13 protein-coding genes are annotated in these 12,938 nt (G+C 68.9%); 7 read left to right on the top strand and 6 right to left on the bottom strand.

The genetic code is table 11. The features are described 5' to 3' along the window. Positions 1-90: 90 nt before the first annotated feature. On the top strand, positions 91-1,059 hold the full coding sequence (locus tag V7Q42_RS02915; protein ID WP_333822356.1) for a KpsF/GutQ family sugar-phosphate isomerase: 969 nt from the start codon (positions 91-93) through the stop codon (positions 1,057-1,059). A 105-nt stretch (positions 1,060-1,164) separates the two neighbouring features. On the opposite strand, the gene V7Q42_RS02920 is transcribed toward V7Q42_RS02915, so the two are convergent. The 3 genes from V7Q42_RS02920 to hemH all read right to left on the bottom strand — a co-directional run bounded on the left by V7Q42_RS02920 (position 1,165) and on the right by hemH (position 3,780). Continuing rightward, a complete protein-coding gene (locus tag V7Q42_RS02920; RefSeq protein ID WP_333822357.1) occupies positions 1,165-1,623 on the bottom strand; it encodes an NfeD family protein in 459 nt (152 codons plus the stop codon). Positions 1,624-1,638: 15 nt separating this feature from the next. Beyond that, a complete protein-coding gene (locus V7Q42_RS02925) occupies positions 1,639-2,613 on the bottom strand; it encodes an SPFH domain-containing protein (protein WP_333822358.1) in 975 nt (324 codons plus the stop codon). A gap of 117 nt (positions 2,614-2,730) precedes the next feature. After that, entirely contained in the window at positions 2,731-3,780 is a 1,050-nt protein-coding gene (hemH, locus tag V7Q42_RS02930; protein WP_333822359.1) for a ferrochelatase, read from the bottom strand. Positions 3,781-4,086: 306 nt separating this feature from the next. Between hemH and V7Q42_RS02935 the strand changes: the two genes are divergently transcribed. The 6 genes from V7Q42_RS02935 (at position 4,087) to V7Q42_RS02960 (ending at position 8,898) form a co-directional block, all read left to right on the top strand. After that, complete coding sequence (locus V7Q42_RS02935; protein ID WP_333822360.1) at positions 4,087-4,239, top strand: hypothetical protein; 153 nt, start codon at positions 4,087-4,089, stop codon at positions 4,237-4,239. 8 nt (positions 4,240-4,247) lie between these two features. Then, complete coding sequence (locus tag V7Q42_RS02940) at positions 4,248-5,003, top strand: metal ABC transporter ATP-binding protein (RefSeq protein WP_442958157.1); 756 nt, start codon at positions 4,248-4,250, stop codon at positions 5,001-5,003. Between the two features lie 22 nt (positions 5,004-5,025). Continuing rightward, on the top strand, positions 5,026-5,901 hold the full coding sequence (locus V7Q42_RS02945) for a metal ABC transporter permease (RefSeq protein ID WP_333822362.1): 876 nt from the start codon (positions 5,026-5,028) through the stop codon (positions 5,899-5,901). A 29-nt stretch (positions 5,902-5,930) separates the two neighbouring features. Next, positions 5,931-6,875: a metal ABC transporter substrate-binding protein gene (locus V7Q42_RS02950; protein ID WP_333822364.1), complete on the top strand. Its 945-nt coding sequence runs from the start codon at positions 5,931-5,933 to the stop codon at positions 6,873-6,875. A 76-nt stretch (positions 6,876-6,951) separates the two neighbouring features. Beyond that, complete coding sequence (locus V7Q42_RS02955; RefSeq protein WP_333822366.1) at positions 6,952-7,917, top strand: CobW family GTP-binding protein; 966 nt, start codon at positions 6,952-6,954, stop codon at positions 7,915-7,917. A gap of 3 nt (positions 7,918-7,920) precedes the next feature. Continuing rightward, complete coding sequence (locus tag V7Q42_RS02960) at positions 7,921-8,898, top strand: WD40 repeat domain-containing protein (RefSeq protein ID WP_333822367.1); 978 nt, start codon at positions 7,921-7,923, stop codon at positions 8,896-8,898. Positions 8,899-8,941: 43 nt separating this feature from the next. Here the strand turns inward: V7Q42_RS02960 and V7Q42_RS02965 are convergent, their stop codons facing one another. From V7Q42_RS02965 to V7Q42_RS02975, 3 genes are all read right to left on the bottom strand, one after another. Continuing rightward, positions 8,942-9,448 (bottom strand): hypothetical protein, encoded by a 507-nt coding sequence (locus V7Q42_RS02965; RefSeq protein ID WP_333822368.1) that lies wholly within the window; start codon positions 9,446-9,448, stop codon positions 8,942-8,944. Between the two features lie 94 nt (positions 9,449-9,542). Continuing rightward, the gene (locus V7Q42_RS02970) at positions 9,543-11,219 is read right to left on the bottom strand and encodes a methyl-accepting chemotaxis protein (RefSeq protein WP_333822369.1); all 1,677 of its coding nucleotides are present in this window, start codon (positions 11,217-11,219) and stop codon (positions 9,543-9,545) included. Positions 11,220-11,408: 189 nt separating this feature from the next. Then, complete coding sequence (locus V7Q42_RS02975; RefSeq protein ID WP_333822370.1) at positions 11,409-12,839, bottom strand: homospermidine synthase; 1,431 nt, start codon at positions 12,837-12,839, stop codon at positions 11,409-11,411. Positions 12,840-12,938: the final 99 nt, after the last annotated feature.

Below are 12,938 nucleotides of genomic sequence, written 5' to 3' on the forward strand. Positions count from 1 at the left end.
CGCGGAAGTGCTAGACAGTGCCGCCGCCGGGCGGCGGCGGCGAAATCCTTCGCCGCGATCGCCGCGGCAGAAACGGATTCCACCAGACCGATGACGACGCCCTTCCTCGCCTCCGCCCTCGCGACCATCGACATCGAAGCACGGGGTCTGACGCTCCTGCGCGACACGCTCGCCGGGGGGCTCGGCGAGGCGGTCGAAGAGGCGGTGTCGCGGATCCTGTCGGCGCGGGGGCGGTTGATCGTCACCGGTATGGGCAAGAGCGGCCACATCTGCCGCAAGATCGCCGCCACCATGGCTTCGACCGGGACGCCGGCCTATTTCGTCCATCCGGCCGAGGCCGGGCACGGCGATCTCGGCATGATCGCCGCGGACGACGTGATCCTGGCGGCGTCGTGGTCGGGCGAGTCGGCGGAGCTGGCGGCGATCATCGCCTATGCCGGGCGCTTCAAGGTGCCGCTGATCGCCATCACCTCGAACGCCGGCTCGACCCTGGGGCGGGCCGCCGACGTGGTCCTGGAACTGCCGAGGGCGGAAGAGGCCTGCCCGCACGGGCTGGCGCCGACCACCTCGACGCTGCTGCAACTGGCGCTCGGCGACGCGATCGCGATCGCCCTTCTCGAGGGGCGTGGCTTCACCGCGAGCGACTTCGGCGTCTTCCACCCCGGCGGCAAGCTCGGGGCGAGCCTGCGTCTGGTGCGCGACGTCATGCATTCGGGCGAGACGATCCCGCTGGTGGCGAGCGGCACGACGATGAAGGAGGCGTTGGTGGTCATGACCGGCCGCAGCTTCGGCTGCGTCGGCATCGTCGATGCGGCGGGGCTGCTCGCCGGCATCATCACCGACGGCGACCTGCGTCGCCATCTCTCCGACACGCTGCTCACCCGCGTCGTCGATGAGATCATGACGGCTCGGCCGAAGACGGTGCGCCCCGACACGCTGCTCGCGCGGGCGATCGAGATCCTGTCGACGTCGTCGATCACCGCGCTCTTCGTGCTCGACGAAGGGCGGCCGGTCGGCATCGTCCACATGCACGATCTGTTGCGGATCGGCGTGGCCTGAGAGGCCACACACGGGCCGTAGCGGGATCGGCGTGGCTCGGGAGACCACGCACGGGCTGCTGCGGATCGGCATGACCCGGGTCCGGCGCCGATCCGCGCCCGTCGGTCAGTCGGCCGGGGCGACCACCAGGGTGGTGCCTTCGGAGCCGCGGACCACGACCCTGGTTCCCGCCGGCAGGACCGGCCCTCGAATACGCCAGACGCCGTCGTCGATGTGCAGATTGCCGCCGTTCTCGCCGAGCGGCTCGGCGAGGGTGAAGACGCGGCCGACGAGGCGGCCGGCGCGATCGTTGAGGAGCGGTTCGGAGGAGCGGCCGACGTCGCGGACGAACCAGCGGCGGCCGACGAGCAGCAGCGCGATCGAAGCGGCGGCCCAGATCAGGGCGAGGGTCTGCACCGACCAGTTCACCGCCAGGGCCAAGAGGCCGACGACGATCGCCGCGACGCCGAACCACACCAGCACGAAGCCCGGCATCACCAGTTCGAGGGCGAGCAGCACGAGACCGAGGACCCACCAGCTCCAGGCGCCGTAGCGCAGGAACAGCGTCTCGAGGAATTCGAGCATGGTCGATCTCTCCGATCAGCCGCGGGTGTCGGGGACGCCGGCGCCGCGGCGGCGCGGCGCATCCTCGGAGAAGCTCGCCTTGGCGATCTCGGCGATGCCGGCGACCGAGCCGAGGATCGAGGTGGCGTCCACGGGAAGCATCAGCACCTTCTGATTGGGCGCGGCGGCGAGTTGCTTCAGCGCCTCGACGTATTTCTGGGCGACGAAGTAGTTGATCGCCTGGACGTCGCCGGCGGCGATCGCCTGCGACACCAGTTCGGTCGCCTTGGCCTCGGCCTCGGCGAGACGTTCGCGCGCCTCGGCGTCGCGGAAGGCGGCCTCGCGGCGGCCCTCGGCCTCCAGGATCTGCGCCTGCTTCTGGCCTTCGGCCTTGAGGATCTCGGACTGGCGCATGCCCTCCGATTCGAGGATGGCGGCGCGCTTGTCGCGCTCGGCCTTCATCTGGCGCCCCATGGCGGCGACGAGGTCGGTGGGCGGGACGATGTCCTTGATCTCGATACGGGTGGCCTTGACACCCCAGGCGGCGGTGGCGGCGTCGACGACGGCGAGCAGTTGGGTGTTGATGGCGTCGCGGTGGGAGAGGAGCTGGTCGAGGTCCATCGAGCCCATGACGGTACGGATGTTGGTCATGGTCAGGTTGAGGATCGCCAGTTCGAGGTTCTGCACCTCGTAGGCCGCGCGGGCGGCGTCGAGCACCTGATAGAAGATGATGCCGTCGACGGCGACGGTGGCGTTGTCCTTGGTGATGACCTCCTGGGTCGGAACGTCGAGCACCTGCTCCATCACCGACAGCTTGGCGCCGATGGTCTCGATGAAGGGGGTGATGACGTTGAGGCCCGGGGTCAGGGTACGGGTGTAGCGGCCGAAGCGTTCCACGGTCCAATTGTAGCCTTGCGGAACCGTCTTCACGCCGGCGAAGAACACCAGCACCAGCAGTGCCAGGAAGACGATGACGACGATGTCGAAACCCGAGAGCGAGATACCTGTCATGTCCGCCTCCTTCGCCGCGGCGTGATCCTTGCGCCACCTCGTCCGGTCGACCTGTCCCCGGAGCGAGCGGCAGAGTGTAGCTTCTTCATGTCCGAACCGCGACGGGGTGATCGCGGATCAGATCCAGCCGGCGAGTTCGCGACGGACCACGGTCTCGATCACGTCGAGGCCACGGGGCGTGTCGTTGAGACAGGGGACGAGATGGAAGCTCTCGCCGCCGTTGTCGAGGAAGATGGCGCGGTTCTCGTGACCGATCTCCTCCAACGTTTCGAGGCAGTCGCTGGTGAAACCGGGGGTGATCACCATCAGCCGCTCGACGCCGGAGCGGGCGAGGGCGGCGACCGTCTCGTCGGTATAGGGCTTCAGCCACTCTTCTTTGCCGAATCGCGACTGGAAGGTCGTGCGCAATCGGTCCTCGCCGAGGCCGGTGGCCTCGCGCAGCAGGCGCATGGTCTTGGCGCAGTGACAGTAATAGGGGTCGCCGGCGTCGAAGTAGCGCTGCGGGATGCCGTGGAAGGAGGCGAGGATCACCTCCGGCTGGTGCTCGAGGCGAGCGATCTCGGCCTGCAGGCTCGACGCGATCGCCGAGATGTAGACCGGATCGTCGTGCCACGGTGGGGCGATGCGCAGCGCCGGCTGGAAGCGCATGGTCTTCGCCGCGTCGAAGGCGGCGTCGGCGACGGTGGCGGTGGTGGCGGCGGCGTATTGCGGATAGAGCGGAACCACCAGGATGCGCTCGCAGCCGCGCTTCGTCAGCGCCTCGAGGCGCGAGGCGATCGACGGGTTGCCGTAGCGCATGGCCCAATCGACCACCAGACGGTCGCCGGCGTCGGAGAGGCGCTCGCCGAGGAGGTCGGCCTGCGACCGGGTGATGGTCCGCAGCGGGCCCTCGTTCTTTTCGCGGTTCCAGATCTTGTCGTAGTCGCGGCCCTTGGCGGCCGGGCGCCTGGTCAGGATGATCAGATTGAGGATCGGCCACCAGATCGCCCTGGGCACCTCGATCACCCGGCGATCGGAGAGGAACTCCTTCAGATAGCGGCGCATCGACCAGTAGTCGGTGGCGTCGGGCGTGCCGAGATTGACGAGAAGGACGCCGACGCGGCCGGTCTCGATCGGCGGATGGTCGGCTGGGCGGGCGGTCGGCTGCGAGTTCGGCGGCGCGGTCATTTCGGTCGGAGATCCCCGGGCGATTCTGGAAGCACTCTACACGAAGGGCGTCGGTCGTCGGCAGCCGCCGTGTCTTCTTCGGAGCCGCCGGTCGGGAGTGAGCGGAGCTTGTCGATGATGGAGTGTTACGTTATAACATCCGTTATGCACGATCCGACCCCCTCCACGCGTTCCGGCGCGCCCGACGGTCCTGCCGCGGCGATCGCGCCGGCGGAGGTGGTCCACGCGCACGATCACGACCATTCCCATGGTCACGACCGTGCCCACGGGACGGCGCACGCGCACGACCATCCCGGACATGAGGCGATGCACGAGACGCATCGGCACGGCGCGGCGTCGATGGCTCCGGCATTCTCGCTGATCGGCGTGTCCCTCGCCGGGCGGCTGGGGATCGCGGCGGCGCTGTCGATGGCGATCTGGGCGGCGGTCGCCTGGGCGCTGGCGCCGATCGCCGGATGAGGGACGCCATGGACATGCAGGATCCGATCGCCATCGAATTCGCCGACCTGACCCTCGGCTACGACCGTCACCCGGCGGTGCATCATCTGACCGGCGGCTTCGCCCGAGGGGTGACCACGGTGGTGTTGGGGCCGAACGGGGCCGGCAAGTCGACGCTGCTCAAGGGCATCGGCGGGCTCCTCGCGCCGCTCGGCGGCCGGATCCGCCTCCACGGCTTCGCGGCGCGCGACATCGCCCATCTGCCGCAGCTCGCCGAGATCGATCGCTCCTTCCCGATCTCGATCTTCGATTTCGTCGCCCTCGGCCTGTGGCGCCGCATCGGCGCCTTCGGCGGCATCGGCAACGAAGAGAGACGCAAGGTCGGTGCGGCGCTGGCGGCGGTTGGGCTCGAAGGGTTCGAGCGGCGGGCGATCGGCACCTTGTCGGGTGGGCAGATGCAGCGGGCGATGTTCGCCCGCCTCGTCGTCCAGGACGCGACCGTCATCCTGCTCGACGAACCGTTCAACGCCGTCGACCGGCGCACCACCGAGGATCTGATCGACCTCGTTCGGCGCTGGCACGCGGAGGGGCGCACCGTGGTGATGGTGCTGCACGATCACGACATCGCCCTGCGTCTGGCGCGCGACGCGCTGCTGATCGCCCGCGAAAAGGTCGGCTTCGGGCCGGTCGGCGAGGTGATCGCCGAGGAGAACCTGGCGCGGGCGCGGCGGATGATCGAGTCCTTCGACGACCACGCCCACATCTGCCACCGCCCCGCCGCCTGACGCCCCCTTCCGGACATCCTCGATGGTCGACCTCCTCCACGCCGCGCTGATCCAACCCTTCGCCGAGTTCGAATTCATGCGCCGGGCGCTGGTCGGGGCGGTGGCGCTGGCGATCGCGGCGGCGCCGGTCGGCGTCTTCCTGATGCTCCGGCGCATGTCGCTGACCGGCGACGCCATGTCCCACGCCATCCTGCCCGGCGCGGCGATCGGCTATCTCGCCGCCGGCCTGTCGCTGCCGGCGATGACCATCGGCGGTCTCGTCGCCGGCATCGCGGTGGCGGTGGGGGCGGGGGCGGTGGCGCGCGCTTCGGTGCTCGGCGAGGACGTGGCGCTCGCCGCCTTCTATCTCGTCTCGCTGGCGCTCGGCGTCACCATCGTGTCGATGAAGGGGTCGAACGTCGACCTGTTGCACGTGCTCTTCGGCACGGTGCTGGCGCTCGACGATCAGGCGCTGTTCCTCATCGCCGGGATCGCCACGGCGACGCTCTTCGGCTTCGCGGTGATCTTTCGGCCGCTGGTGGCCGAATCGGTCGATCCGGTCTTCCTCGCCTCGGTCGCCCGTGCCGGTGCGCCGGTGCATCTGGTCTTCATGGGCCTCGTGGTGATGAACCTCGTCGGCGCCTTCCATGCGCTCGGCACGCTGATGGCGGTCGGCCTGATGATGCTGCCGGCGGCGAGCGCGCGGCTGTGGGTCGACGATCTCTCGGCGATGATCGGCGTGGCGGCCGGTGGCGGCGCCCTCGCCGCGATCGTCGGGCTGCTCGCCTCCTATCATTTCGGCCTGCCTGCCGGTCCCGCGATCATCCTGACGGCGGGTCTCGTCTACGTTCTGTCGCTCGCCTTCGGGCGGCGAGGGTTGTTGGTCGGGCGGCTGATGCGGCCGCATCTCGAAGCTTGATCCGAGAGTATCATCGAGGAGGGTTCACCATGCCGATCGTCTCCCGTCGCGTCGTGCTCGCGATTTTCCTCGCCGCCGCCGCGGCCCTGCCCCTCGCGCCGGCCCGAGCCGAGGCCGAGAAACTGCCGGTCGTCGCGTCGTTCTCGATCCTCGGCGACTTCGTTTCGCGGGTCGGCGGCGATCGGGTGGCGCTCACCACGCTGGTCGGTCCGAATGGCGACGCCCACGTCTACGAACCGACCCCGGCGGATCTGCGCGCCGTCGGTGCGGCGAAGCTGATGGTGCTCAACGGTCTCGGTTTCGAAGGTTGGGCGCGGCGGCTCGTCGACGCGTCGGGGACATCGGCGGTGATCGTCACCGCGACCTCGGGTATCACGCCGCGCGAGATGGACGGCGATCACGAGGCGGAGGCCGGTCACGGTCACCACGATCACGACCACGGGGCGCTCGACCCGCACGCCTGGCAGGCGGTCGCCAATGCCCGGCTCTACGTCGCGGCGATCCGTGACGCGCTCGTCGCCGCCGATCCGGCCGGGCGCGAGGTCTACGCCGCCAACGCCGCCGCCTACGACGGCGAACTGGCGGCGCTCGACGGCGAAGTGGCGGCGGCGATCGGCCGGATCCCGGCGGACAAGCGCCGCGTGATCACCAGCCACGACGCCTTCGGCTATTTCTCGGCTGCCTACGGCATCGAATTCCTGGCGCCGCAGGGGATCTCGACCGAGGCGGAGGTCACCGCGAAGGCGGTGGCGAAGTTGATCCGGCAGATCCGCAAGGAGAAGATTTCCGCGGTCTTCATCGAGAACATGACCGACCGGCGGCTGATCGACCGGGTCGCCAAGGAGACCGGGGTGAAGCCGGGCGGCGAACTCTTCGCCGACGCCCTCTCGCCGAAGGGTGGACCGGCCCCCACATATGTCGATATGGTCCGCCACAACGTGACGCTCATCACCCGGGCGATGATCGGCTCTTGAGCCGTCGCCCTGCGGTTCCCTGCGTCTTCCGAGCGCTCCGGCGACCCGCCGGGGCGTTCGTCGTCCGAGGAAAGACATGACGAACGTTTCCCAGCCGATCCCCGTCACCGTGCTCACCGGCTATCTCGGTGCGGGCAAGACGACGCTGCTCAACCGCATCCTCACCGAGGACCACGGCAAGAAATACGCCGTGATCGTCAACGAGTTCGGCGAAGTGGGCATCGACAACGATCTCGTCGTCGACACCGACGAAGAGATCTTCGAGATGAACAACGGCTGCATCTGCTGCACCGTGCGCGGCGATCTGATCCGCATCATCGAAGGCCTGATGAAGCGCAAGGGGCGCTTCGACGCGGTGCTGATCGAGACCACCGGCCTCGCCGACCCGGCGCCCGTCGCCCAGACCTTCTTCATGGACGACGACGTGCGCTCCAAGACCCGGCTCGACGCCATCGTCACCGTCGCCGACGCCAAGAACCTCATGGCCCGTATCGGCGACAGCCCCGAGGCCGAGGATCAGGTCGCCTTCGCCGACGTGATCCTGCTCAACAAGGTCGATCTCGTCTCGGCCGAGGAACTGGCGGCGGTGAAGGCCGAGATCGCGGCGATCAACCCCTACGCCCACGTCATCGAGACCGAGCGCTGCGCCGTCGATCTGGCGCAAGTGCTCGATCGCGGCGCCTTCGATCTCACCCGCATCCTCGCGGTCGAGCCGGAGTTCCTCGTCGCCGACCATCACCACCACGACGAAACGGTGAAGTCGATCTCGCTCACCGCCGGCGACATGGATCCGCAGGCCTTCTTCGACTGGATCAATCGCGCCACCCAGGAACAGGGGCCACAGATCCGTCGCATGAAGGGGATCATCGCCTTCAAGGACGATCCGGAGCGCTACGTCGTGCAGGGCGTCCACATGATCGTCGAGGGCGATCACCAGCGCGATTGGAAGGCGGACGAGAAGCGCGAGAGCCGCCTCGTCTTCATCGGCCGCGACCTCGATTTCGAGGCGCTGAAGGCCGGCTTCGAAGCCTGCCGGGCCTGATCCATGGCGACGGTCGAACCCTTCGAACTCGACGCCCATGTCGTCGCCTGCGGCTTCCTCGGCGAGGCCGCCGTCTTCGCGCTCGGCGACGGGCGGGTGGTGATCCGTGACGGCGAACTCGGCCTCACGGTGGAAGCTCACGACGGCGGTCTTCTCGCCGCGCGTTTCTCCGCCGACGGCCGAACGCTCATCTCCTCGGGCGACGACGGCCGCGTCGTGCGCACCGGTGGGCGCGGTGAAACCGAGACGTTGTTCGAGAAGCCGGGCAAATGGCTCGACCAGTTGGCGGAGGGCCCGCAGGGGGCGATCGCCACCGCGGCCGGGCGCATGGCCTGGGTCCGGCTGGCGAACGGCGAGGTGGTGGAGTTCCCGCACGAGAAGGCGGTCGGTGGCCTCGCCTTCCTGCCCAAGGGGCTGCGGCTCGCCACCGCGACCATCGACAAGGCGATGCTGCACTGGGTGAGCGCCAAGGGCGCTCCGGTCGACATGCCGTGGAAAGGGGCGCACACCGGGGTGGTGGTGTCGCCGGACGGGCGGTTCCTGGTCACCACGATGCAGGAGCCGGCGCTGCACGGCTGGCGCATCGAGGACATGAAGCACATGCGGATGACCGGCTATCCGACCAAGGTGAAGTCGGTCTCGTGGTCGGCGAAGGGGCGGTTCCTCGCCACGTCCGGTGCCAATGCGGCGATCCTCTGGCCGTTCTTCACCAAGGACGGGCCGATGGGCAAGAACCCGCTCCAGCTCGGGCCGCGCGACCGCATCGTCACCCAGGTCGCCTGCCACCCGACCGAGGACGTCGTCGCCCTCGGCTACGACGACGGCATGGTGCTGGCGGTGCGCTTCGGCGACGCCGCCGAGGTGCTGCTGCGGAAGCCCGGCGCGGCGCCGTTGTCGGCGCTCGCCTGGGACGGCGCCGGGGTGCGCGTCGTCTTCGGCGCGGAGAACGGTGAAGCCGGCGTCATCGACATCCGGGGATGATGGGGTCTCGACGCGACCGTCGTCGAACATCGGGGCGCGAGGGTCAGTCTTCGCTCGCCTCTCGGCGGGGCCGGCCGAGGCCGAAGACGAGACCGCCGGCGAGGGCCGCCATGGTGAAACCCTCGGGCGGAAGGGCGAGACGGGGCAGCAGCGCGACGTCCCACAGGACCGCCGCCATGTAGAGCGCCGACGTCATGACGGTGAAGATCAGCGTCGCCCAGAGCGGCTTCGGCATCTCCCACAGGCGGACGCCGCGCCAGGCGTCGTCGGTGGTCTCGTAGAGAACCAGGGCGGCGAAGTTCAGCACCAGGAAGATGATGGTGGCCGCGAGCAGGCGCAGCGGCATCGTCACCTCCGGGCCGGCGGTGGCGATGAAGTTGCCGACACGGCGGGTCTGGATGGCGAAATCCGGGGACCATGCGAGCAGCATGCCGGGGACCTGGAGCGGCCCGCGCGGCGCCGCGGGGTCGACATGACCCCAGAACAGCAGGCCGACGGCGATCAACGCCGAAACCAACGCCGCTCCCAGATAGGACCCGACAACACGCATATACGACCCCGATGAACCCGGACGTCCTCATTCTGCATCGGGAACCCTGTCGAATTGGTATACGATGACAGGTTCTCGCGCCGTTCGCCCGGGATCACGCCGCCCGCAGGGCGGCGAGGAACCGCTCGACCCGCCGGCCGAGGTCGTCGGTGCGCGCGGTGAGGTTCTCCGCGAGGCTCAGGAGGCCGTCGGCGCTCTTCACCGTGGCGGTGACCACATGGTCGATTTCGCCGATGTCGCGGTCGACCTCGCCGGTGGCGTGGGCGGCGTGCGAAACGTTGCGGGCGATCTCGCTGGTCGATGCGCTCTGCTCCTCGACCGCGGCGGCGACGGTGCCGGTGATCTCGTCGATGGTGCGGATGGTCGCGCCGATCTCCTCGATGGCCGAGACCGAGGCGCGGGCGGTGGTCTGGATCTGGACGATCTGCTGGGAGATCTCTTCGGTCGCCTTGGCGGTCTGGTCGGCGAGCGCCTTGACTTCGCTCGCCACGACGGCGAAGCCGCGGCCGGCCTCGCCGGCGCGCGCCGCCTCGATGGTGGCGTTGAGAGCGAGGAGATTGGTCTGCTCGGCGATCGAGCGGATGAGGTCGACGACTTCACCGATCTTCTGGGCGGATCCGGCGAGACCCTGGACGGAGGCCGACGAGCGCGACGCCGTGGCGACGGCGGCCTGGGCGGTGGCGGTGGCGTCGCCGACGCGGGCGTTGATCTCGACGACCGAGGCGGAGAGTTCCTCGGCGGCGGCGGCGACGGACTGGACGTTGGTGGTGGCGCGGGCCGAGGCGTCGGCGACCGAGCGGGTACGGTCGGACGCGGCGCCGGCGTCGCGGATCTGGCCGCGGGCGGCGTCCGACAGAGTGGCGGCGGCCTTGCCCAGATCGTCGGAGAGCGCCTTGATCTCGCGATCGAAGCCGGCGACGGCGGCGTCGATGCGGGTCTGGCGCTCGGCGCGGGCGAGGCCCTCCTGCGACAGGGACGACCTCATCGTCTCGGAACGGGCGACGGCGTCGCGGAAGTCGGCGACGGCGCCGGCGATCCGGCCGATCTCGTCGCCGCGATCACGGTGAGGCACGTCGACGTCGGTGCGGCCGCCGGAGATCGCCGCCATGGTCTCGATGAGGTGGTGGATCGGGCGCGAAATGCCGGTGCGGGCGACCCACATGCCGAGGCCGCCGATGACGAAGACGAGCGCGATCAGCACCGCATCGACGACGGTGATCAGATCGGCGAGATGCTCCAACTCTCCGGAGGACTGGTCCGCTTGGTCCTTCAATCCGACGGCGAGCGCTTCGAGGTCCTTGTTGAGGGCGGAGCGAACGGCGCGGTTGGCGTCGTTGTCGCCGAGTTCGCGGGCGATGGCGTTGCCCTCGGCGATGCCGCGGCGAGCCATCTCGGTGCGGAAGTCGCGGAATTGGGCGACGCGGCCCTTCATCTCGTCGAATTTGCCGCGCAGCGAGGGGGCGACGTCCTTCTCCCACTCGGAGACGGTGTTCGTCATCTTGGTCAGCGAGGCCGCTATGCCGTCGGCGAACTTCTTCAGCTTGGCCGGGTCCTCGGACATGTAGACGCCGCGGCTGTCCATCACCACGGCGTAGACGAGGCCGTTGATCTTCTCGACGTGGGTCTGACCGAGGTAGGCCCGACGCATGGTGTCGTCGAGGTGATCCTGCGTATGACCGGCCCACAGACTGAAGACGCCGATGACGACGGAGACCAGGATGGCCGCTACGAAGAGCAGCGTGAGCTTGAGCGAGACGGACCAGTTCTTCATCGGGCGGGAACCTCGTGAGGGGATTCCTCGACGTTCGGCTGGTCCGGTGAACAAAACGTTGACCCACCGTGAGAAAACCCACGTGGGTGGCTCATGGATCGGTGAACCGCCCACGAAAACGGCCGGAGAGGGGGCTCTCCGGCCATCCGGGCGTGTGGTATCACTTCGCGATCGTTTCGGTTGCGAGCGTCAGCGGACCAGGACGTTGCGGAACGACCAGGGGTTCGCCGTGTCGATGTCCTCGGGGAAGAGGCCGGGACGGTCCTTCAGCGGGGTCCAGTCGGTGTAGTAGCCGCAGACCGGACCGAGGTAAGGGGTCTGCACCTCGAGGCAGCGTTCGTGGTCCATCTCGTCGGCCTCGACGATGCCGGCCTCCGGGTTCTCGAGCGCCCAGACCATGCCGGCGAGCACGGCGGAGGACACCTGCAGGCCGGTGGCGTTCTGGTCGGGGGCGAGCACGCGGGTCTCCTCGATCGAGAGCTGCGAGCCGTACCAGTAGGCGTTCTTGGCGTGGCCGTAGAGGAGGACGCCGAGTTCGTCGATGCCGTCGACGATCTCGTGTTCGTCGAGGATGTGGTTGACCGGCTGCTTGGCGCCGGCCGCTCCGAACATCTCGTGCAGCGACAACACCGCGTCGTTGGCCGGGTGGTAGGCGTAGTGGCAGGTCGGCCGGAAGGCGGGTTTCTCCTTGTCGCCGACGGTGAAGTAGTCGGCGATGGAGATCGACTCGTTGTGGGTGACGAGGAAGCCGTACTGGGCGCCGGGCGTCGGGCACCAGGTGCGGACGCGCGTGTTGGCGCCGGGCTGCAGCAGATAGATCGCCGCCTTGCAACCGGTGGCGTGGGTGCGGCCGTTGTCCGGCATCCAGGTCTCGGCGGTGCCCCAGCCGAGTTCGGCCGGCTGCAGGCCTTCCGAGACGAAGCCCTCGACCGACCAGGTGTTGACGAAGACGTTCATCGGCTTCGGATTCTTCGAACGCTGGGTGTCGCGCTCGGCGATGTGGACGCCCTTGACGCCGAGGCTCTGCATCAGCTTCGCCCAGCCCTCGCGGGTGGTCGGCTTGTCGACCTTCACGCCGGTGTCGCGGGCGATGTCGAGGAGGGCGGCCTTGACGAACCAGGAGACCATGCCCGGGTTGGCGCCGCAGCAGGAGACGGCGGTCGGGCCGCCGGGATGGGCGCGGGCCTCGGCGCGCACGGTCTCGCGCAGGGCGTAGTTGGAGCGCGCCTCCGGGCCGGCCGACTTGTCGAAGTAGAAGCCGAGCCAGGGCTCGACGACGGTGTCGATGTAGAGGGCGCCGAGCTCGCGGGCGAACTTCATCAGGTCGAGCGACGAGGTGTCGACCGAGAGGTTGACGATGAAGGGCCGGCCGCCACCTCGGGTGAGGAAGGGGGTGAGGAGGGTGCGGTAGTTCTCCTTGGTCACCGCCTGATGGACGAAGGCGTAGCCGCGCTCGTCGACGAGCTCGCGGTCGGCGTCCGAGGGGTCGATGACCACGAGGCGCGACTTGTCGAAGGTGAAATGACGTTCGATCAGGGGCAGCGTGCCGCGGCCGATCGAGCCGAAGCCGATCATCACGATGGGGCCGGTGATCTCGCCGTAGATCGGCCAAGTCGTCATTCTTCGTCACTCCGAGAGGCGGCGTCGAAACGCCCGGGAAAGCCGAGGGGCGCGCATGGAGGTACGCACGCGCGCGCGAAGGTGATCACAAATCAGAGC

Origin of the sequence: Pinisolibacter sp., from assembly GCF_036782435.1 — a bacterium.
Lineage (GTDB): Bacteria > Pseudomonadota > Alphaproteobacteria > Rhizobiales > Ancalomicrobiaceae > CALBKH01.

Coding starts and splice junctions, on each gene's coding strand:
- V7Q42_RS02975 (WP_333822370.1), bottom strand. CDS start 12,839: ATGACGACTTGGCCGATCTACGGCGAGATCACCGGCCCCATCGTGATG.
- V7Q42_RS02915 (WP_333822356.1), top strand. CDS start 91: ATGACGACGCCCTTCCTCGCCTCCGCCCTCGCGACCATCGACATCGAA.
- V7Q42_RS02940 (WP_442958157.1), top strand. CDS start 4,248: ATGGACATGCAGGATCCGATCGCCATCGAATTCGCCGACCTGACCCTC.
- V7Q42_RS02945 (WP_333822362.1), top strand. CDS start 5,026: ATGGTCGACCTCCTCCACGCCGCGCTGATCCAACCCTTCGCCGAGTTC.
- V7Q42_RS02925 (WP_333822358.1), bottom strand. CDS start 2,613: ATGACAGGTATCTCGCTCTCGGGTTTCGACATCGTCGTCATCGTCTTC.
- V7Q42_RS02935 (WP_333822360.1), top strand. CDS start 4,087: ATGCACGAGACGCATCGGCACGGCGCGGCGTCGATGGCTCCGGCATTC.
- hemH (WP_333822359.1), bottom strand. CDS start 3,780: ATGACCGCGCCGCCGAACTCGCAGCCGACCGCCCGCCCAGCCGACCAT.
- V7Q42_RS02965 (WP_333822368.1), bottom strand. CDS start 9,448: ATGCGTGTTGTCGGGTCCTATCTGGGAGCGGCGTTGGTTTCGGCGTTG.
- V7Q42_RS02970 (WP_333822369.1), bottom strand. CDS start 11,219: ATGAAGAACTGGTCCGTCTCGCTCAAGCTCACGCTGCTCTTCGTAGCG.
- V7Q42_RS02960 (WP_333822367.1), top strand. CDS start 7,921: ATGGCGACGGTCGAACCCTTCGAACTCGACGCCCATGTCGTCGCCTGC.
- V7Q42_RS02920 (WP_333822357.1), bottom strand. CDS start 1,623: ATGCTCGAATTCCTCGAGACGCTGTTCCTGCGCTACGGCGCCTGGAGC.
- V7Q42_RS02950 (WP_333822364.1), top strand. CDS start 5,931: ATGCCGATCGTCTCCCGTCGCGTCGTGCTCGCGATTTTCCTCGCCGCC.
- V7Q42_RS02955 (WP_333822366.1), top strand. CDS start 6,952: ATGACGAACGTTTCCCAGCCGATCCCCGTCACCGTGCTCACCGGCTAT.